Genomic DNA, 20454 nt, shown 5'->3' with positions numbered 1-20454 from the left:
ATCGTAGCTTCTAGATTTAGTTCCATCGATTTAAGCAACAAAGCCAGTCATTCTCACTCACGGTGTAACGGTATTTTCTGTTGTTCAAAATAATATGGTTCATTGTACTACCTTTTCTCTTTTTATAAGGAAGGTGAAATATATCCATATTTTTTGAGGCACATAACTATTGATATGAAAAACACTAAGAGAGTTAGTGTGGGCATTTTTGAATTAATTCGACACAATAGGTGAATAAATGGATATGGAACTGTCAAAAAAGAAGATTGCTAACAAAATCAGAACCGCAAGAGAAATGGCACACAAAACACAAGTTTTTATGGCTAAAGAGTTAAATATTGCGAGACAGACCTATTTAGATATTGAGAACGGTAAAACGGCGGCTAAAACCACAACGTTAATGGAAATCGCTGAAATTACTAAAATGCCGATTATGTGGTTTTTGGAAGATGTCCGAGACCATGACGACTATCAAAGTGTAAGAGACAGTAAAGATGTGATGGACTTCATGATGATTCTTTCGAAACTTCCTGAGTCAGCCCGTATTGAGCTATTGAAAAACAGCACCCAAATGGCATCCATGATGGTTTCGTACAGCAATAAATTTGCCAATGAAAGAGACGTTTATAACCCGATGGGGCTATGCGTGGTGAACTAGCATTCAACACAACTAAACTTTGATGTCTATTTGCCAAATGAAAACCGTTTGAAAATTAATCGCGATATGTTGAGATTTTAGGACTGAGGGCCGATGTTATGGCCCCTTCCTCCCCTCCATCCTTTTAACCCCGGCACCTCTGCATTATTCCCTCTGGATGCGGGATGGTACTCTTGTCGTTCTAATTCAAGTACCATACGCCCTCATCGTTGATAGGGAAGGGCTTAGCCGCTCATTTCGTTACGACGAATCGTGTTGATAGTGTTTCTGAGTTACCTATATGAAAGAAGTGATTTACACCGTGCGCCAAACTATGCTCTTCGTGCCGATGACTCGAGGTCAGTGAGATTGAAACTGATTTTAGGCCCAATGGAGGGGGTTCTTGACCCACTCATGCGTCAAATTCTGACCGAAATTAACCCTTACGATCTCTGTGTTACGGAGTTTGTTCGTGTCGTGGATGCGAAACTTCCCCCGCGTGTATTTCATAAGCTCAGCCCTGAACTGAATAATGGAGGTAAAACCTTATCGGGTACTCCTGTACGTGTTCAACTTCTCGGTCAAGCGCCAGAATATATGGCAGAGAATGCCGCTCTCGCCACTGAGCTTGGTTCCTCAGGGATCGATATTAATTTTGGCTGTCCGTCTAAAACGGTTAACGGTAACAAAGGTGGTGCGGCGCTCCTGAAAGAACCGGAGCTCATATACAAAGTCGTTAAGGCTGTGCGTGATTCGGTGTCGTCAGAGCACGTAGTGAGTGCCAAGGTTAGGCTAGGATTCGATGATTGTTCGCCATATCGAGAAATTGTAGATGCCGTCCAGTCTGGGGGGGCGAATGAAATCGTTGTGCATGGTAGAAGTAAAGCGGACGCCTATAAGCCCGGTACTGTGCGGTGGGATTTAATTGGTGACATTTCTCAGCGTTTAACGATTCCAGTTACTGCGAATGGTGACATATGGAGCAGAGCTGATGCGTTGAAATGTGCAGAGATGACGGGCAGCGATCAGTTAATGGTGTGTCGCGGCGCGCTAAATATGCCGAACCTCGCTTCCCATATCAAAGACGACCAGGTACCAATGAGTTGGCATCAAGTGCTGGTTCTTCTTGTACGATATTCAGAATTTGAAATTCAGGGTGACAAAGGTATGTACTACCCAAACCGTGTTAAGCAATGGTTTCGGTATCTGCAAGTTGAATACCCCGATGCCCGCGCGTTGTTTTCTGACATCCGCGCGTTAAAAAATAAGCAACAAATTCTGGGCATTATTGAAGACGCTTTGTCGCGAGCTGATAACGTTTGAATATGATGTTGATAGCGGACAGCTAACCGTCTCTTTGAGCCAATAAAAAGGCAGACGCTAAACGTCTGCCTTTTTCATTGTTTTAACCGTATCAACGGGTGCAATCATTTACCTAAACTAGCCTTGATTCAATACCTTTCCTGGTAGTATTCGGAAATCAAAACGGCCTGGCCACTTTTCTTCAGTCAGTGTTTTTATCATGGATTTTGCGACCCGGACGGCTTCTACTGGTTCGAAATCTGCCAAAGGACCGGCAAGAAACGGAGAAATAAAAGGCAGTATGCGCTTCAAGGCCTGCTCATCGGTGCGCAGTGTTTCACGCTCACCTAAAAGGGGGCCAGGTCTAGCAAAAAGCAGCCTCTCGAATCTCATATCGGTCAGTGACCGCTCCATCTTGCCTTTACAGCGGAGATAGTGCGATGGTGACCAAGGGTGGCTTCCCATGCTAGAAACAACGGCTAAATGCTTTACACCAACCACTGCCATCATTCTCGCGACCTTCACGACTAAGTGAAAATCCACCTCTTCCAATGCTTGTTTTGAACCTACCTGCTTGAGGGTGGTTCCCAGAGCAATATATCCCTGAAGAGGCACCGGCCACTGGGGCTGCCAATGGGTCACAGACAGATCCTGACTGAGATGGATGATGATTTTTTCTGAGGTAATTGCGATAGGACGGCGTGTGACGACATGAATGTGTACACATCGGGATCACCAAGAAGTTGATGGAGTAACTCGTCGCCAACTAAACCTGTTGCGCCAGCGATGATAACGCTTCTAGACGAAGACACTGCAATTTCCTTCAATAAGCAATTGGGCGTAGGCTAACACGAATTGCGTAAATACATTCAATATCTTAGATGGAATATTGGATGAAGCGAAGAGAATGAACGCGCACTTTTTACTTTATGTATTCCTTGACGCTTAACGTTTAGAAGACGAGCGAGAGTAAGACGTAAGGAAGGTATTTCAATTACTGGACTTACTGAGGTGGATGTATATGATCCACTGTTTTGGTTTAACCGAGAGTTGCAATGAACACACTGATTGAAATGCCCCAAGATTGGGAAGGCATGCCTGCGAGCTTTATTGAAGGGGCGTTGCTAGCGGCAAATCTGTCACCTGCACCGTTAGACCCTGATACTTGGCTGCCCATTCTTCAGACTGCAGGCATGGATGAAGACGATGTTGAAGCAGTCACTCTAGACCAAAAGAAAGCGATAATGGTGCGTTTTGAACAACAATACGCACTACTCATGAGACATCAATACGTACTGCCTGACGTACTCTCGTTGGACAGTGAGCGCAATGACGCTCATTTAGCGTTTTCTGAGGGCTTTCTGGCAGTTTGGCCGCACATTGAACCCGCATGGCAGGAAGTGACAGTGTCTGATGGCAGCCGTCGAATGCTATCTGCGTTGATGACGACTATGTTGTTTCTTCATGATGAAGAGGGCACCTTGGCACAGATGAGAAAAGCTGGGCTTTCTTCGCTTCCTTCACCAGAGAAGTACTACAAGCAACTTGAAGTCATGATTAATGAAGTGGCACTTGCGGCTGATGAAGTTCAACAAGGTTCGGGTGCTCAGGCTGTTAACCCATATAAATCGGTCGGCCGAAATGATGCTTGCCCGTGTGGCAGTGGCAAAAAATTCAAGAAGTGCTGCGGGAAGTAAGCATGGAAGATTCTGCCATTTTGGTTGTGGCTGGTGTGATTTGTAACGGCACTAAAATACTAATCACCCAACGCTTTGACGCTGACGAAGGCGCCGGGCTGTGGGAGTTTCCTGGTGGAAAGGTAGAGCCGGGTGAATCAGAGCCTGATGCATTAGCAAGAGAGCTTCTGGAGGAGCTTGGGGTAGTTGTTGAGGTTGGCGCATTTCAACTGGAAACGCGTCATTCATACCCGGCAAAAACGGTCTGCCTACGAAGTTACAAATGTCGTATCCTGGCGGGAGAATTGACGCTGCACTGCCATCAAAGTATGGCATGGGTAGAGCCTGATGAACTGGCTCATTACATATTCAGTGGTGCAGATAAGCCTTTAGTTGCCAAACTGCTAGGCAAAAAAAATCCCAGCTAAGCTGGGATTTTTTTAGCTGAACATTCGGCGTTCTCGTTTTCCGATGAACTGGGATAGAACCACGATAGCCAGCATGAGTAGCATGCCGCTAAATATGACGACGAGCCATTGAGGCATAGACAAGGTCAAGAATTGCCAGACAACCTTGCTGCAGTCACCACTGGCTTCAAAAACGGATGGAACCCATTCATTCAGAGGTGCCCAGGAAGGGAATGAGACAAAAATGTCACACGTCGCTCCAAACAGCACATTTGGATCCGGAAATTGGTATCCGACATGCTCAACGGACAGTTTGAGTCCCCAACCTGCAGAAATGCCCCAAGCCGTTAGGCTCAACCAACGCATCAATCCGTTCGCAGGGGCAATCATACCCAAGAGACCTGCACCAACGACGCCTAACATGGCAACGCGTTCGTAGATACACATGACACATGGCGCTAAATCCATGATGTGCTGGAAGAATAAGGCGCACGCTTCAAACGCTAACGCTGACAGCATTAGCAAAAACCATGCACCACGGCCTCGCGAAATTTCATTGAAGAAGGAAAACATAAATAGCGAATCCATTTAAAAAAAACGAAGCCCTGCTGTTTATAACAGGACTTCGCTATTCAAAGGCTTATTTGATCTAAGATCAACCTTTTAGTGACCTGTGCTCGCTGCGGCTGCGGAACCGATTTCGCCGATTGAGATCCAACCCGCATCGTAGAACCACTCAGTCATTGGAATCAGCATGAACTCGATACCGGCTAGGCCGATCAGGCCTAGAACAACGGTATATGGCAGTGCCATGTAAACCATTTTGCCGTAAGAAAGACGAAGTAATGGTGCCAATGTAGAGGTCAGCAAGAACAAGAATGCTGCCTGGCCATTAGGTGTAGCAACTGAAGGCAGATTGGTACCCGTGTTGATAGCAACGGCCAAAAGCTCAAACTGTTCACGAGAGATGACACCTTCCATCAACGCCGCTTTTACTTCGTTAATGTAAACGGTACCCACGAAAACGTTATCAGACACCATAGACAGTAAGCCGTTCGCGATGTAGAACATCGTCAACTGATCGCTACCTTCTAGTCGTAGTACAGCTGCGATAACGGGCGTGAAAAGTCCTTGGTCAACGATAACCGCAACGACCGAGAAAAACACGGCAAGCAGTGCGGTAAATGGCAGTGCTTCTTCAAAAGCTTTACCAATCTGGTGCTCATCGATAACACCGGTGAAAGATGTTGCAAAGATGATTACGGTTAGACCAATGAGGCCAACGGCCGCTAAGTGCATAGCCAAAGCCAGAATTAGCCACACAGCGATCAATGCTTGAATAATCAGTTTAGCGACATCGTAGTTAGTGCGCTTTGCACGTTCTGCTTGGTCGTACTCAACCAGAATTTGGCGGACATTTTCAGGGAGTTCAGTACCGTAATCAAACAGACGGAATTTCTCTACCAGTACACACGTTAGAAGACCACAAACTAGAACGGGTAACGTTACTGGCAGCATTCGAATGATAAATTCGCCAAAGTACCAGCCCGCCTTTTCAGCAATGATCAGGTTTTGTGGCTCACCAACCATGGTCATTACACCACCTAGAGCAGTACCTACACCTGCATGCATAAGTAGGCTGCGCAGGAATGCACGGTAGTTTTCTAAATCGTCGCGGCTCAAATCATCACGAACTGAATCATCAGAGTTAATATCGTGCGAAGAGGTAAAGTCTGCCCCGGATGCGACACGGTGGTAAATGCCATAGAAGCCCACTGCGACACTGATGACAACGGCGATAACGGTTAATGCGTCAAGGAACGCAGACAGGAACGCGGCCATCGAACAAAATGCAAGGGAAAGCAGAACTTTAGAACGGATACCCAGCAGTATTTTGGTAAAGATGAACAGCAGTAGCTGTTTCATGAAGTAGATACCAGCAACCATAAAGATAAGCAGCAGTAACACTTCGAAGTTCGCAACCAGCTCGTGTTTCACGGTTGCAGGGCTTGTCATTCCAATGGCGACTGCTTCGATAGCAAGTAAGCCACCAGGCTGAAGGGGGTAGCATTTTAGTGCCATCGCCAAGGTGAATATGAACTCAACAACGAGTACCCAACCCGCAACAAATGGGTCAATAGCAAATAATATCGGGTTGATGATTAAAAACGCGATAATCGCGGCTTTGTACCAGTCTGGCGCCTTACCAAGAAAATTCTTGATAAATGCGTTCCTTAGCGTAATGGCCATGTATTAGTCTCTGTTTTTTCTAATGCAAGTATTCTTGGGGGCTTGAAATGGTTGTAAATAAGCTGTTACCGAGGACTGAAGAATGGTGATCTTATTTCGTGATGCGTTGAAATAACAATTTTCCATAGTGAAACCGCCCAATAGTTGACGCTTAACACTTCGATCGTCCACGGGTCAGACAGATTCGGTGCACACAATACAGCGACTTTTCAAACAGTCAACAATCCAATGCATGTTAATTAAATTACTGGAGTTTGTTACGAAAAAATGCCACTCCAGCACATTAAAAATGAAACGATATGTAACATTTAAGCGCGCTTATTCTATGCGCGAGATCTGTTGCAAACTGTGATGTTGGTCAAGGTTAATTCGTGAGCTGAAAAATTGAGAGAATTTGTTCGACGATGAGCGAGGAATCCGCTCTGGACATCTTGAAGAACCTCGCATTTCACTTATTGAGACAGTTGTAAATAATGAGTTGATAGCAAATTGAAATCGTCAAAATTAATGACAATTTGCGTACAAATTGAGTATCTGTGACATGCGCCGTTAATTCTGCGTCAATTCCACGCAAACGATATCACTCACAGGTTTCTAGGATGTGACCAGAAGTGGTATGATGAGTTATTAATCAAGACAAGAAGCAATTTGGAACACTCAATGGTTATTAAGGCGGACAGCCCGGCAACTTTTGCTGAAAAATATATTATCGAGAGCATTTGGAATAATCACTTTCCTCAAGGCTCCATCCTGCCAGCAGAGCGTGAATTGTCAGAACTGATCGGAGTAACGCGTACGACGTTGCGAGAAGTACTACAGCGTTTAGCGCGTGATGGATGGTTAACCATTCAGCACGGGAAGCCAACCCGTGTAAATGACTACATGAACACATCAGGACTGAGTATTCTTGATACGCTCGTTACGCTAGAAGGCGAAGACGTACAGGGTGTACTTGAAAACCTGCTAGCAGCACGTACTGACATCAGTGGTGTTTTCATGCGTTACGCGGTTAAAAATGACGCTCAACAATGTGCCGCTTTGATTGAAAAAGTGATTAGCCGTTGTGAAGAATTGTTAGCAAGTGAAAGCTATGCCAGCTTTGTTGAAAGCATCGAAGAAAAAGATGCCATTCAAAAAGACGTGAAAAAGATCCTTGATACGTTTGGTAAGACAGATATGGATGTGTGTGAAGCCGTCTGTCGTGGCCGTGCGTTCAACCACTTTGACTACATGCTGTTCCAAGGCATGGCTCAACGTTCAGGCAACAAAGTTTACGTGTTAACCATGAACGGTATGCGTAAGATCTATTCACGCGTGGGCGGTTACTATTTCATGGACAAACGTGCATGTGAATTGGCACTTCAGTTCTATCGCGATTTGCTGGCGATTACCGTCGAGGGCCGTAACGGCGACGTTGCTGAGCGCATCAAACAGTATGGCCGTGAGAGTGGTGCAATGTGGTTTGTTAACCGTGACAGCATCGCAAAGCTAATGGAACAAGAAGAAGCGTAAACACACTACTGTAAACGCATAAAAAAACCGCCGAGATGGCGGTTTTTTGTTTTTAGCTTATGTGCCTGGGATTAAATCTGGATCAAATTGCGGTCGCTTAGGGCAAGTCGAAATGATTTTACCTTTACCATCAGGCAACTCTTCTTCCAGTACCACTTCAAATCCCCAAAGTCGGTGAACGTGTTTGAGCACCTCTTGATAAGAGTCATTCAGAGGAACTCGGTTGTGGGGGACATAACGCAGTGTCAAAGAACGGTTTCCGCGTAAATCCACATCCCACACTTGAATGTTAGGTTCATGATTGCTCAGGTTGTATTGCGCAGACAGCTTTTCTCGAATTTGTCGGTAGCCTTCTTCATTGTGAATGCAGGTTACTTCAATGTAGTTGTGCCTGTCGTCATCATTGATGGAGAAGAATTTCATGTCTCTCATCACTTTTGGCGATAGAAACTGGCTGATAAAGCTTTCGTCTTTGAAATTCGCCATGGCAAAGTGAAGCGTTTCAAGCCAATCACTTCCTGCAATATCAGGGAACCAATATTTGTCTTCTTCCGTGGGTTCTTCACAAATCCTGCGAATGTCTTGCATCATTGCAAAGCCGAGCGCGTAAGGGTTGATACCACTATAGAATTTACTGTTGTAGGGCGGTTGCGCCACAACGTTTGTATGACTGTGTAGAAACTCCATGATGAAGCGATCTGTCACCAGGCCTTCGTCATATAAATGGTTCAAAATGGTGTAATGCCAAAACGTTGCCCAGCCTTCGTTCATGACTTGCGTTTGTTTTTGCGGATAGAAGTACTGACTCACTTTTCTCACGATGCGGATAATTTCGCGTTGCCACGGTTCGAGTAATGGTGAGTGTTTTTCAAAGAAATAGAGAATGTTCTCTTGCGGTTCAGCAGGGAATCGCTCGACTTCTTTTTCGCGTTTCTTCTCGCTGGTGGGAATGGTACGCCAAAGAGCATTCACCTGTGTTTGCAGGTAATCCTCGCGAGCTTTTTGACGTGCCTTTTCTTCCGCCATTGATATTTTTTGAGGGCGTTTGTAGCGATCTACGCCGTAGTTCATCAGGGCATGGCAAGAGTCGAGAAGCTTTTCGACTTCATCTACACCATATTTTTCTTCGCACTCGCTGATGTATTTTTTGGAGAATAATAGGTAATCGATGATTGAGCCTGCATCTGTCCATGTTTGGAACAGATAATTGCCTTTGAAGAAAGAGTTGTGCCCATAACATGCATGTGCCATCACGAGAGCTTGCATTGTGATGGTGTTCTCTTCCATCAAGTAGGCGATACAGGGGTCGGAGTTAATCACAATCTCATAGGCCAATCCCATATGACCATGCTTGTATCCGCGCTCTGTTTCGATGAATTTTTTGCCAAACGACCAGTGGTTGTAATTGATTGGCATGCCGACGCTTGAATAGGCATCCATCATTTGTTCGGCAGTGATGATCTCAATCTGATTAACGTACGTGTCGAGTCGATAGTGCGCAGCAACACGCTTAATTTCATTGTGGTATTTATCCAGCAGATCAAATGTCCAATCTGGACCATCACTGAGGGTCTTTTTTCTGTTTTTTTCTGCGACAGTCATAAGTCCTCCTTGGATCCCAGCCCGAAAAGTAGGAAACGGTGAGTGGTTAGCTCACCTGTTTTTTAAACAACTCTCGGAAGACAGGGAAGATGTCGTCTGCCGTGCGAATATTCTGCATAGCGAAATTCTCATGTCTCTCATCTAGCGTTTCATATTCGCGCCAGAGCGTTTGGTGTGCACGACGTGTGATTTCTATATATGCGTAGTACCGTGAAACTGGAAGTAAGTTTCTCTCCAGTAACTCTCTACAGCCCGGTGAGTCATCTGCCCAGTTATCACCATCAGACGCTTGCGCCGCATAGATATTCCATTCGTTTGATGGATAACGTTCTTTCACAATCTCGTTCATCAAACGAAGTGCACTGGAGACAATAGTGCCACCGGTTTCCTGCGAGTAGAAAAACTCATGCTCATCCACTTCTTTCGCTTGGGTATGGTGTCGGATAAATACGACCTCGACATTTTTATAGGTACGCGTGAGGAAGAGATACAGCAAGATGTAAAAACGTTTAGCGATGTCTTTGGTCGCTTGATCCATTGAACCTGATACATCCATCAGACAAAACATTACGGCCTGACTACTTGGCTGAGGACGTTTTTCGTAGTTTTTAAAGCGTAAGTCAAAGGTGTCGATAAAAGGCACAGCGGCGATCTTATCTTTCAGTGCATCGATCTCTTCTTGTAAACGCTTTTCTTCTAGTGGTTGCGCGGGTTCCGTACTTTTCAGCGCTTCTAGTTCCGCCTCCAATTCCCGCACTTTTCGGCGCTTGCCTGCCGACATGGCTGTGCGTCGGGCAAGTGAATTCTGCAGCGATCGCACGATAGCGATGTTAGCGGGAACACCCGTTGCTTTAAAACCGGAGCGGAAGGTTTTGTATTCGACCAATTTGGTCATTTGGTTTTTTTGAAGGTTAGGCAGTTCCAAATCCTCAAACAGGAGATCTAAATACTCATCTTTTGAGATTTGGAAAACGAAATCGTCTTGCCCTTCACCATCGGGGCTTGCCTGACCTTCACCAGCACCACCGCCAGCACCTCCAGGTGGACGTTCAATACGGTCACCTGGAATAAATTGGTCATTACCAGGGTGGACAGCATCGCGCTCTCCGCCCTTGCCTTGTCGGAATACTGGCTCGCGGATGTCACGAGAGGGGATAGCTCTCGCCACTATCCACATCGGTGATTGAGCGTTTATTTACAGCATCTGCAATCGACTCTTTTATCTGTCGTTTGTGACGTCGTAAGAAACGCTGACGGTTAACCGTACTCTTGTTCTTTCCGTTGAGCCTTCGATCTATAAAATGCGCCATAAGCCCCCCGTATAATTTGTAACTACTCAGACTGCCTGTTTACGACGATTTACGTACGCGCAGATACCATTCTGACAGGAGTCTTACTTGTTTGCGGGTATAGCCTTTTTCCATCATGCGGGCGACAAAGTCGTCATGCTTTTTCTGCTCTTCGGTCGATGTCTTTGCGTTGAAGGAAATAACGGGAAGCAGTTCTTCAGTGTTTGAGAACATTTTCTTCTCGATAACAGTGCGAAGCTTCTCGTAGCTTGTCCACATGGGGTTTTTGCCTTCGTTGTTCGCTCGCGCACGCAACACGAAGTTGACGATTTCATTTCGGAAATCTTTCGGGTTGCTGATACCCGCAGGCTTCTCGATTTTTTCCAGTTCACTGTTGAGCGCAGAGCGGTCAAACAGTTGCCCTGTGTCAGGATCACGGTACTCTTGATCCTGGATCCAGAAGTCAGCATAGGTGACGTAGCGGTCAAAGATGTTTTGCCCGTATTCAGAATACGACTCTAGATAAGCGGTTTGGATCTCTTTACCGATAAACTCAACGTATTTAGGAATCAAATACCCTTTGAGGTGTTCGAGGTATTTTTCAGCCACGTCTTGCGGGAACTGTTCACGCTCGATTTGTTGCTCAAGCACATAGAAGAGGTGAACAGGGTTCGCTGCCACTTCGGAGTGATCGAAGTTAAACACGCGGGAGAGGATCTTGAACGCGAATCGGGTGGAAAGACCGTTCATACCCTCATCAACACCTGCGTAGTCGCGGTATTCCTGATAAGACTTGGCTTTCGGATCGGTATCTTTTAGCGTTTCCCCATCGTAGACGCGCATTTTCGAGAAGAGACTAGAGTTCTCAGGCTCTTTAAGGCGAGACAATATACTGAAGCGTGCCAGAATATCTAAGGTGCTAGGGGAACAAGGCGCTGCAGACAATTCACTGCTTTGCAGTAGTTTGTCGTATATTTTCATTTCTTCCGAGACACGCAGACAGTACGGAACTTTGACGATGTATACGCGGTCGAGGAATGCTTCGTTGTTCTTGTTGTTTCGGAACGTCTGCCACTCTGATTCATTTGAGTGCGCGAGGATCATGCCTTCAAATGGCAGTGCAGAAAGCCCTTCGGTACCGTTGTAGTTGCCTTCCTGTGTCGCAGTCAGCAGCGGGTGAAGTACTTTAATCGGCGCTTTGAACATCTCGACGAATTCCATCAAGCCCTGATTCGCTTTACATAGCGCACCGGAGTAGCTGTATGCGTCTGGGTCGTCTTGCGAGAAATGTTCTAGCTGTCGAATGTCGACTTTACCTACCAGTGATGAAATATCTTGGTTGTTCTCATCACCAGGTTCGGTTTTGGCGACCGCAACTTGATCGAGAATGGAAGGGCGTACTTTAACGACCTTGAATTTACTGATATCGCCACCAAACTCATGAAGACGTTTTGCTGCCCATGGTGACATAATAGAGCGCAAGTAACGCTGAGGAATACCATATTCGCTCTCTAGCAACGCACCGTCTTCCAATGCATCAAAGAGACTGAATGGGTGATCATTCACAGGGCTGCGTTCACCGTTTGCAGTCAGCATATAAACTGGCACTTTTTGCATTAAACTTTTCAGTTTTTCTGCCAGTGAAGACTTACCGCCCCCCACGGGACCGAGTAAGTATAGAATTTGTTTACGTTCTTCCAGCCCTTGGGCTGCGTGCTTTAAATAAGATACAATTTGCTCTATGGCCTCTTCCATGCCATAAAAGTCTTCGAATGTTTTGTAGCGCGATATGACGCGATTCGAAAAGAGTCGGCTCAGTCGTGGATCGAGCGCTGTATCAATCATTTCTGGTTCCCCAATTGCCATCAGTAATCGCTCTGCGGCATTGGCATAAACGCTGCGATCTTCGCGGCATAGGTCCAGAAACTCCTGAAGGCTCAGCTCTTCGTCTTTAGCTTCTTCGTAGCGTTGACGATAGTGGTCGAAAATACTCATGGTCCTGCCCCCTAAATCGTGCTGTTGTCCATTGAGAAAGGATATAAACGCGATTGCTTTCATATCCTCGCTCTTTTAAGACTAGTAGCAACTGATCAATTTGCGTCGCTGAATTACTTGTTTTTTAAATCTTTTTCCCTTTTGTGATAGTGCTTTGCATTCGAGATGTAACTTTCGATTGATGCACTTGTGGCTGTGGTGTCGCAAAGACGAAGCGGATTTCTCTGGTAAATTTCACAGAGACAACTGAATTTGCTGTGGAATGCGGAAAGGGGGAAGAGAACGGCTGAGTTCAGAAATAAAAAAACCGACGCAGAATGTGGCGTCGGTTTTTGCTATTCGATCGGTGTTATTTATTGGCAAGCGAGCAACGTAGTGAGTATATGTTTGTCACCCGGTTCCAATATCACACTGCGGTCATATACGGCCGATTCAACGCAAACCATAGTTTGGTAGCTGTCGTCAGCCATGTCGCCCATGCTGATAGACAAGGCTTCCCATGGGTTCCAAACCACAACCGCATTGTTGCCCGTATTGGTCACTGTCATGCGGCGTTGATACGCTGGGTCTTCGACGACAACAGTTTCATCAGCGCACGTATAAATACGATCTACTTCTTGATCGAAACCAGTTGTGCCTGAACTTGGCTTACGCTCACCAGCTTCAATATATTCGTTGCCGAGAGCCGATACGGTGGTCTCGGTAACATCACCAATATTCAAGTAAGTATGAAGTGCTCCGCCGACGTTAATGGCTGATTTGCCAGTATTTGTCGAAATTAGACTGACTTTCAATGTTTCGGACACTTCTATCAGAAGCTCTGCATGAAATGCGTGAGGCCATATTTCACGGGTTTCGGCATTGTCTTCCAGTGTCAGGCTGATGATTACCCCGTTTTCACTTTCTCGATGCTCTTTGAGTGTCCAAGTGCTGCTGCGCGCAAAGCCGTGTGATGGTTCGGCGGCTTTGCCAAACCACGGCCAGCAAACAGGAATACCACCACGAATGGCTTTGTTACCGCTAAAGTCAGCGTTTTCACTCATCCAAATGGCGTCTTCTTTACCCGTAGGCTGAAAACTCAATACGTGCGCGCCGAAAAGGGAAACAGCGGCAGTGGCTTTTGGGTGAATAACGCGAATAACTTTAAGTCCGTCCAACTCGCAGACAGTGACAAAATCAGAAAGCACAGCAGTAGTAGGAAGCTGTCTTACGTCCATGAATATGCCTTTAATATCAAAATGATTGCGATGAGGTATCGCAACGAAAATTCAGATACAAAAAAGGCGGCTTATAAGCCGCCTTTTGTCACTCATGCCTTAACGGCAATCCGGAATGATTACTTAGAGATGTGAGCAATCAGGTCCAGAACTTTGTTTGAGTAACCGATTTCGTTGTCGTACCAAGATACAACTTTAACGAATTTGTCAGTCAGAGCAACACCTGCTTTCGCATCGAATACTGAAGTTTGAACTTCACCGATGAAGTCTTGAGAAACAACTTCGTCTTCAGTGTAGCCAAGAACGCCAGCCATTTCGCCTTCTGAAGCAGCTTTCATTGCCGCACAGATTTCTGCGTAAGTAGCAGCTTCTTTTAGGTTAACAGTCAGGTCAACAACAGAAACGTTTGCAGTTGGTACGCGGAAAGCCATACCAGTCAGTTTGCCGTTCAGTTCTGGAAGAACTACGCCAACTGCTTTAGCTGCGCCAGTTGAAGATGGGATGATGTTCTGAGAAGCACCACGACCACCACGCCAGTCTTTCGCAGAAGGACCGTCAACAGTTTTCTGAGTTGCAGTAGTAGCGTGAACAGTAGTCATCAGACCAGATTCGATGCCCCACTTGTCGTTCAATACTTTCGCGATAGGCGCAAGACAGTTAGTAGTACAAGATGCGTTAGAAACGATATCTTGACCAGCGTAAGAAGCGTGGTTAACGCCCATTACGAACATTGGAGTTGCGTCTTTAGAAGGACCAGTTAGAACTACTTTCTTCGCACCAGCAGTGATGTGTTGGCGTGCAGTTTCGTCAGTCAGGAAGATACCAGTTGCTTCAGCAACAACGTCAACGCCTACTGCATCCCACTGTAGTTCAGTTGGGTTACGCTCAGCAGTTACGCGAACGGTTTTGCCGTTAACTACTAGGTTACCTTCTACAACTTCAACAGTACCGTTAAAACGACCGTGAGTTGAGTCATACTTCAGCATGTATGCCATGTAATCAACGTCGATCAGGTCATTGATCGCTACAACTTCGATGTCGTTACGCTCAACAGATGCACGGAAAACGAAACGGCCGATACGGCCAAAACCGTTAATACCTACTTTGATAGTCATTATGTTGCTCCACAACTTAATATCTAGTGAAAGGAAATTGGTAGTAAAATTACAGAATCGGTACCACCCATGCAAGTAAAAAACCCATCTAAATTGCTTAAAGTCAAAAATACAACGGATTAAATTTACAATACCTAAACATCTTTTTGGTCTGTTGTAGGAAAAGTTGAATTTCCTTGTGGATGTTAGGGTTAGGTGAAATCTTGAACAATACGTCGACGGAGCCTTTCATTCGCTGACTATTATGACTGTACTAAAACTATTTTCGCGTGCGAGTTTTGAGATTCGGGACTATATCGTAGGGAAGAATAGAGAAAGTGAATTGCATGTGGTGTGTTAATTAGATTCTTGTAATTTTTCTCCACAATTAAAACAGTCTGTTGCATTTAAAATAAGCAACGTTGTGTTAAAGCCTTGTTCAGCTCACAGGGTGAGTATGGAGAGGGCGAATTCCTCACAATAAAGTGAAATATTATGTGTCGCGATTAACTCGAATGATGGGGAGAAAAATGACAACAAAAGAAAACGAAAAATGGAAAACGTCTCTTTCTGAACTTGCGTACAGAGTGTGTCGGTTAGGAGAAACGGAACCACCGTTTTCCGGTGCATTGTTGTACAGCCATGCGGTAGGTACTTATCATTGTGTTTGCTGCAACGCCGTGCTGTTTTCTTCAGGCGCTAAATTTGATTCGGGCTGTGGTTGGCCGAGTTTTGACAAGGTGGAAAACGACGCTGTTTGTAATTTGGAAGATCGTAGCCATGGCTTGGTAAGAACGGAAATTCGCTGTGTAAATTGCGATAGCCATTTAGGTCATGTTTTTGATGATGGTCCAACGGAAACCAAGCAACGTTATTGCGTGAACTCAGTATCATTGTCGTTTAAAGAAGGCGAGTAAGGTGTCGCGCCATTGGAGCGCGACGTCAATGTATTCTCAGGAAGGATCGGCAAGTTGTCGAACTGGCTCCAATAAGTCTCTTTCAAAATCACCATCTTCAATCGCAGAAGCGACGTCGTTAGCGATGTCCGAAATTTCAATACGTCGACTGTCCTCCATCGGATACAGGAGTTTTAGTTGAGGTTCTTTCGCAACAGGCAGCCCCAGCTCACTGCCAACCAGCGCCCACATGTACGCTTCGTCTAAATAGCCCAGCGAGTGATTTGTGGTTGCGAGTGATTTCACCGCTTCAGCAACGGTTCTGTCTCGTGTCATACCGGCTCGGCCATCATAAAAAGATAATGATTTTAATAGGATGTCGATGGTGTGGGCTTTGTCTTTATCGACGTAGTAGGTGGCTAAACCCAACTGCAGTTCAGGCGTGTCGAGGTATTCAGTCTCTTCTAAACGTAAGAATTGATCGAGTGCTTCATTGTCGCCTTGAGTCCATCGGTAATAAATGATTGATGGCTGATACGAACTTTGAAGTTCTCGCTCAATCCGCTCGATAGAATCATAAGCGTGGAATACCGCCTCTGTGCGTTTGGTTTTTCTTTCTCTCAGGGTGGTGGTTTCAATTTGCGCCGACAACTCCATACACCTAGCGTATTTTTTAGTCAGTAACAGCTCATCGAACTTGTTCAAATCTGACGGCTTTTTCTCTACTTTGTATCTCATCCAAATGAGGTCGGTTCGCTGGTGTCGGCATTGCCCATCACGAACGTTCAATTCGTGACAAATTTGCGGGTAGTTTTCACAAAGCTGCGCAGTACTACGATTACTTTCAAAGCAACCAGTGAGTAACATAGTGCCGACGGTGATAACGGCGAATTTTAACGAAACGGGAGCTGTACCTGTTGTCATCGTATTGCGGGCTCGTCAGTTTTAATGGTTTTTCCAATTAAGGATACGCACGACTTATAACATAAACACTCTTATAGAGTTTATGTCTGATTTCGGAGTTTTGCGTGATGCCACATACAGGAATAATTTTATTGATCTAGCCGCGATTTTTAACATCATTACGTTAGAGGATGGTTGCTCCCAGATAGTCGATATTGTCCGCGTCGGTCCAAATGGTAATTTGCGCGGCACTGTAAATATCATCAAACACAAAAGCCTGAAGATCACTGACCTGCGAGGCACTGAGCCCCATTTGGGTGATCATTTCGGGTGAAATTGTGGCGTTAGCGGGAGCGGAAGCGTTGTATGCCCAATTAATGCCAGTAAAGTTTAATGTATCATCGCCGTCGCCAAGCCAGGCAATGAACCCTTGCCAGTCATCGTTATTTAGGTCGTCGGATTGTTCATCAATTTCATGCAGGTTAATGGTGACGGTTTGTGCGCTGCTGTCACCGATCACAGCTTCGATGCCTGCGATGACATTGCCCGTGATGCTAGGGTCTGACTGATAACTTACGCCCGTGAAGTCAGCATGCTGCGAGCCAGATATTTTCATGGTGTCAAATCCTGCTGATGCGTCGTATCGATGTTGGTTAATTTGAGTGCCGCCTGGCAAGGTTTTTACTTGGCCCTGAAAATCGTTTACATCAAAAATAAGGGTATCGGCGTTTATGCTGCCAGTGAGAGTATCAACACCGCCTTGTCCATCAAGTATATTGTTAGCACTGAATCAACCAGCAAAAATGATATCGTCACCTTCACCGCCATAGAGCTGGTTACTGCCTAGACTCCCATAGAGTTTGTCGTTGCCATCTTCACCGTAAATTTCATCGTCACCAGCATTGCCGCGTAAGTCGTCATTGCCGTTGCCGCCATAGATTTCATCGTCGCCAGCACCGCCAAAAACAAGATCATTGCCATTGCCAGCTTCAATATAGTCGTTGCCACTGTCGCCGTATATTTTGTCTATGCCGTCTTCGCCGAAAATGTCATCGTTTCCGGCACCACCTCGTAACTCGTCATCGCCTTGCTGCCCTTCTAATAGGTCATTGCCAGCGCCGCCAAGGAGTTCATCGTTACCGAATCCCCCCCAAAGTTCATCATCGCCGTTGCCGCCTTCGACTTTGTCGTTACCATTTTGGCCGTAAAGAAGGTCATCCCCGTTTCCGCCATGAATATGGTCATCGTCGTTCCCGCCCCAGGCTCTGTCGTTCCCGTCACCGCCGGATAATACATCGTTACCATCCGCACCGGTCAGCGCATCGTCACCACCTTCACCGATAAGATAATCATCCCCTTCATAACCGAATAAGGAGTCATTGCCGTGGGATGAGCTATCGCCTGAGATTTCTTCAACGTTAATCGCAACGTCGTCGGAAGAAATGTTGGTGTTGACGTCTGCGAGATTGAACGGTGCCCACTCAAAGGAGGGCAAAGCGGTGGCGGGGAGGGTGAAAAAGACCAATTTGGCGCCATCTGGCACGTTGATATCTATGGCGGAACCACGTTCGGCCGTGGACACTGCATCCACGATGATTTTTCGGCTGAGGACATTGCCACTGCTATCAAGGATGGCGTATCCAAGACTTTGCTCTTCGGTTACATCAAAGTCGAATTGTGACAATGTGACGGTTAGAAAGGTATTTTCTTCGAGGTCATAGCTGCCGTCGGCGTTCGCTGCCAAGGTGGCAATATCACTGGATGAAGAATCACCGTAAGCTTTGTCGTGGCCTGCGTACCCTCGGAGAATATCATCATCACCGAGGCCGTAGAGTGTGCCATTGTCTGAGGTGCCTGCCAGGTCATCCTGAGAGCCGCTACCCGTTATTGTGGCCATGCTTGAGTACCTTGTATTCATGAGGCTAAGGCGACAGTGTTGCGTCTAGCCAAGTGGCGGACACAATAGTAAGAAAGCGGCAATGTTACCTGCTGCTTATTGAGAAACTCGTTTTAGTGAGACTGGTTTCTGTCACCGGCCTGATACTGCCAAAGGTGGCAAATTGTCACAAAGGGCACAAGGTTGCAGGTGCGTATTCATATTAAAATCAGTAATATTATGTTCACATTCATGTCAGGTGTTGCACTAAAGCATTTAAAAAGAATGACTTTTGGTATGACAAATGACTGACAGTGAAATGTGTGTAAACGTGTAGAAGATAAGCCATTGCCGTGCGCCCATATTGAAGGTAAAGGAAGAGATTTTTATGGATATTGAGCAGCTGTTATCAAGCGTGACACCTGACGTGTTTGAACGATTGAGCTATGCGGTAGAAACCGGAAAATGGCCTGAAGGAACGCCGCTGACGAAGGAGCAGCGTGACAATGCGATGCAGTTGGTGATGCTGTATCAGTCACGCCACAACACGGAGCCTCAACATATGAGTGTTGCTGCCGGTGGCGATATAAAATTAAAGTCGAAATCCGAATTGAAGCGCGAGTTTTCCTCCGGACAGGATACGATTGTTCAGAAGAGATTGAACGAAGAGTAAAAAAAACGGCCCTGTGGCCGTTTTTGGTATTTAGAGGGACAACTCCCCTCGAAGGTTAGTTTGTAGCTGCGTACGGATTTCTGTCATTGGCAAATCTTGGCTCAACAAGAAATGCAGTTTTGCCAATGCCGCTTCCGGTGTCATATCGAACCCGCTTAGTACACCGGATTCAGCGAGCGCGCAGCCCGTAGCATAGCCTCCCATGTTGACTTTACCGGCCAGACACTGCGTCAGATTTACCACAACCACACCCCGATCGCTTGCTTCTCGCAGTAAGCCCAACAACTCTTTATTCTGTGGCGCATTGCCAACACCAAAGGTGAGAAGGATCATTGCGTTAACGGGTTGCTTCAGTGCATTACGAATGACATCAGGTGAAATGCCTGGGTACATCATGATAATGGCAACGGGCTGTTCAGTAATGGTATGTACTTTGAATGCACCGTCTGGCTGCTTGTTTATCTCACCACCCAGCAGTTGAATGTTGATACCAGCTTCGAGCAGCGGAGGCAGGTTTGGAGACGTAAATGCATTGAAGCCATCTGCATGCGATTTTGTGCTTCGGTTCCCTCGGAGTAGCTGATTGTTAAAGAACAACGTCACTTCATTGATTGGGTAGTTGGCTGCAATGTGCAAGGCATTGAGTAAATTCGCCTGACCGTCAGAGCGCAGCTCTGCAAGCGGAATTTGAGAGCCAGTAATAATCACAGGCTTATCGAGATTTTCCAGCATGAAAGAAAGTGCAGATGCAGTGTATGCCATGGTGTCGGTACCATGAAGGATCACGAAGCCATCGTAGTTGTCATAGTTGTCACGAATATCATCAGCGATACGCTGCCACTCTGCAGGTGTCATGTCCGCAGAGTCGATGAGGGGGCTGTATTCGTGAATAGTGAATTCTGGCATCTCTGGACGATGGAATTCTGGCATCTGTTGAAGTTGCTGCTGCATGAAACCAGAGACCGGGATGTAGCCTTGCTCTGACTTCAACATGCCAATTGTGCCGCCTGTATAGGCGATATAAATATGTTTTCTTTCCATCTTCACAACATCAATCTGTTCGTAAGTGTGGGCGCATTATACGTCCCCCAACCACGAAAAAAACCCCGGCAGATGCCGGGGTGC

19 protein-coding genes and 1 pseudogene are annotated in these 20454 nt (G+C 46.1%); 7 read left to right on the top strand and 13 right to left on the bottom strand.

All coding sequences use genetic code 11. The annotated features are described in order from the left end of the window. The first annotated feature begins 238 nt into the window (after positions 1 to 238). A complete protein-coding gene (locus B5D35_RS06960) occupies positions 239 to 658 on the top strand; it encodes a helix-turn-helix transcriptional regulator (RefSeq protein ID WP_244556521.1) in 420 nt (139 codons plus the stop codon). A gap of 348 nt (positions 659 to 1006) precedes the next feature. Continuing rightward, positions 1007 to 1960 carry a tRNA dihydrouridine(16) synthase DusC gene (gene dusC, locus B5D35_RS06955; RefSeq protein WP_078751868.1) on the top strand — a complete coding sequence of 318 codons (954 nt, stop codon included), beginning with the start codon at positions 1007 to 1009 and terminating at the stop codon, positions 1958 to 1960. A 117-nt stretch (positions 1961 to 2077) separates the two neighbouring features. Here the strand turns inward: dusC and B5D35_RS06950 are convergent, their stop codons facing one another. Further along, complete coding sequence (locus tag B5D35_RS06950) at positions 2078 to 2581, bottom strand: Rossmann-fold NAD(P)-binding domain-containing protein (RefSeq protein ID WP_244556520.1); 504 nt, start codon at positions 2579 to 2581, stop codon at positions 2078 to 2080. Then, positions 2578 to 2751 (bottom strand): hypothetical protein, encoded by a 174-nt coding sequence (locus tag B5D35_RS24795; RefSeq protein ID WP_244556519.1) that lies wholly within the window; start codon positions 2749 to 2751, stop codon positions 2578 to 2580. Before B5D35_RS24795 ends, B5D35_RS06950 begins: the two co-directional genes overlap by 4 nt. Positions 2752 to 2994: 243 nt before the next feature. Between B5D35_RS24795 and B5D35_RS06945 the strand changes: the two genes are divergently transcribed. Both B5D35_RS06945 and B5D35_RS06940 read left to right on the top strand, forming a co-directional pair. Then, positions 2995 to 3636, top strand: coding sequence for an SEC-C metal-binding domain-containing protein (locus B5D35_RS06945; RefSeq protein WP_078751863.1), 642 nt, complete (start codon positions 2995 to 2997; stop codon positions 3634 to 3636). 2 nt (positions 3637 to 3638) lie between these two features. Then, the gene (locus B5D35_RS06940) at positions 3639 to 4043 is read left to right on the top strand and encodes a (deoxy)nucleoside triphosphate pyrophosphohydrolase (RefSeq protein ID WP_078751862.1); all 405 of its coding nucleotides are present in this window, start codon (positions 3639 to 3641) and stop codon (positions 4041 to 4043) included. Positions 4044 to 4055: 12 nt separating this feature from the next. Here B5D35_RS06940 and dsbB read toward each other — a convergent pair whose 3' ends face one another. Together dsbB and nhaB are read right to left on the bottom strand one after the other, a co-directional pair. Next, on the bottom strand, positions 4056 to 4595 hold the full coding sequence (gene dsbB, locus B5D35_RS06935) for a disulfide bond formation protein DsbB (RefSeq protein ID WP_078751861.1): 540 nt from the start codon (positions 4593 to 4595) through the stop codon (positions 4056 to 4058). 90 nt (positions 4596 to 4685) lie between these two features. Next, a complete protein-coding gene (gene nhaB / locus B5D35_RS06930) occupies positions 4686 to 6272 on the bottom strand; it encodes a Na(+)/H(+) antiporter NhaB (RefSeq protein WP_078751860.1) in 1587 nt (528 codons plus the stop codon). Positions 6273 to 6932: 660 nt separating this feature from the next. Between nhaB and fadR the strand changes: the two genes are divergently transcribed. Further along, positions 6933 to 7784, top strand: a complete 852-nt coding sequence (fadR, locus tag B5D35_RS06925) for a fatty acid metabolism transcriptional regulator FadR (protein WP_078751859.1) — start codon at positions 6933 to 6935, stop codon at positions 7782 to 7784. Between the two features lie 57 nt (positions 7785 to 7841). Here the strand turns inward: fadR and B5D35_RS06920 are convergent, their stop codons facing one another. The 5 genes and pseudogenes from B5D35_RS06920 to gap all read right to left on the bottom strand — a co-directional run bounded on the left by B5D35_RS06920 (position 7842) and on the right by gap (position 15002). Next, the gene (locus tag B5D35_RS06920) at positions 7842 to 9386 is read right to left on the bottom strand and encodes a SpoVR family protein (protein ID WP_078751858.1); all 1545 of its coding nucleotides are present in this window, start codon (positions 9384 to 9386) and stop codon (positions 7842 to 7844) included. Positions 9387 to 9432: 46 nt separating this feature from the next. Then, a pseudogene (locus B5D35_RS06915) lies at positions 9433 to 10696 on the bottom strand (YeaH/YhbH family protein). Positions 10697 to 10735: 39 nt separating this feature from the next. Then, positions 10736 to 12670, bottom strand: coding sequence for a PrkA family serine protein kinase (locus tag B5D35_RS06910; protein WP_078751867.1), 1935 nt, complete (start codon positions 12668 to 12670; stop codon positions 10736 to 10738). A gap of 353 nt (positions 12671 to 13023) precedes the next feature. Further along, entirely contained in the window at positions 13024 to 13887 is an 864-nt protein-coding gene (locus B5D35_RS06905; protein ID WP_078751857.1) for a D-hexose-6-phosphate mutarotase, read from the bottom strand. A 119-nt stretch (positions 13888 to 14006) separates the two neighbouring features. Further along, complete coding sequence (gap, locus tag B5D35_RS06900) at positions 14007 to 15002, bottom strand: type I glyceraldehyde-3-phosphate dehydrogenase (protein WP_078751856.1); 996 nt, start codon at positions 15000 to 15002, stop codon at positions 14007 to 14009. Between the two features lie 509 nt (positions 15003 to 15511). Between gap and msrB the strand changes: the two genes are divergently transcribed. Then, positions 15512 to 15898, top strand: a complete 387-nt coding sequence (msrB, locus tag B5D35_RS06895; protein ID WP_078751855.1) for a peptide-methionine (R)-S-oxide reductase MsrB — start codon at positions 15512 to 15514, stop codon at positions 15896 to 15898. Positions 15899 to 15934: 36 nt separating this feature from the next. On the opposite strand, the gene B5D35_RS06890 is transcribed toward msrB, so the two are convergent. The 3 genes from B5D35_RS06890 to B5D35_RS24785 all read right to left on the bottom strand — a co-directional run bounded on the left by B5D35_RS06890 (position 15935) and on the right by B5D35_RS24785 (position 18677). Then, positions 15935 to 16801, bottom strand: a complete 867-nt coding sequence (locus B5D35_RS06890) for a DUF2989 domain-containing protein (protein ID WP_078751854.1) — start codon at positions 16799 to 16801, stop codon at positions 15935 to 15937. 163 nt (positions 16802 to 16964) lie between these two features. Beyond that, the gene (locus B5D35_RS24790) at positions 16965 to 17396 is read right to left on the bottom strand and encodes a hypothetical protein (protein ID WP_244556518.1); all 432 of its coding nucleotides are present in this window, start codon (positions 17394 to 17396) and stop codon (positions 16965 to 16967) included. Between the two features lie 174 nt (positions 17397 to 17570). After that, a complete protein-coding gene (locus B5D35_RS24785; protein ID WP_244556517.1) occupies positions 17571 to 18677 on the bottom strand; it encodes a calcium-binding protein in 1107 nt (368 codons plus the stop codon). Between the two features lie 367 nt (positions 18678 to 19044). On the opposite strand from B5D35_RS24785, the gene B5D35_RS06880 reads away from it, so the two are divergent. Continuing rightward, positions 19045 to 19329 (top strand): YeaC family protein, encoded by a 285-nt coding sequence (locus B5D35_RS06880; protein ID WP_078751853.1) that lies wholly within the window; start codon positions 19045 to 19047, stop codon positions 19327 to 19329. Between the two features lie 30 nt (positions 19330 to 19359). On the opposite strand, the gene ansA is transcribed toward B5D35_RS06880, so the two are convergent. Further along, positions 19360 to 20370, bottom strand: a complete 1011-nt coding sequence (gene ansA / locus B5D35_RS06875; RefSeq protein ID WP_078751852.1) for an asparaginase — start codon at positions 20368 to 20370, stop codon at positions 19360 to 19362. Positions 20371 to 20454: the final 84 nt, after the last annotated feature.

The organism is Enterovibrio nigricans DSM 22720 (assembly GCF_900167155.1).
GTDB classification, from domain to species: Bacteria; Pseudomonadota; Gammaproteobacteria; order Enterobacterales; family Vibrionaceae; genus Enterovibrio; species Enterovibrio nigricans.
The sequence above is the reverse complement of the archived record's forward strand: the minus strand, read 5'-3'. Positions and strand labels throughout refer to the sequence as shown.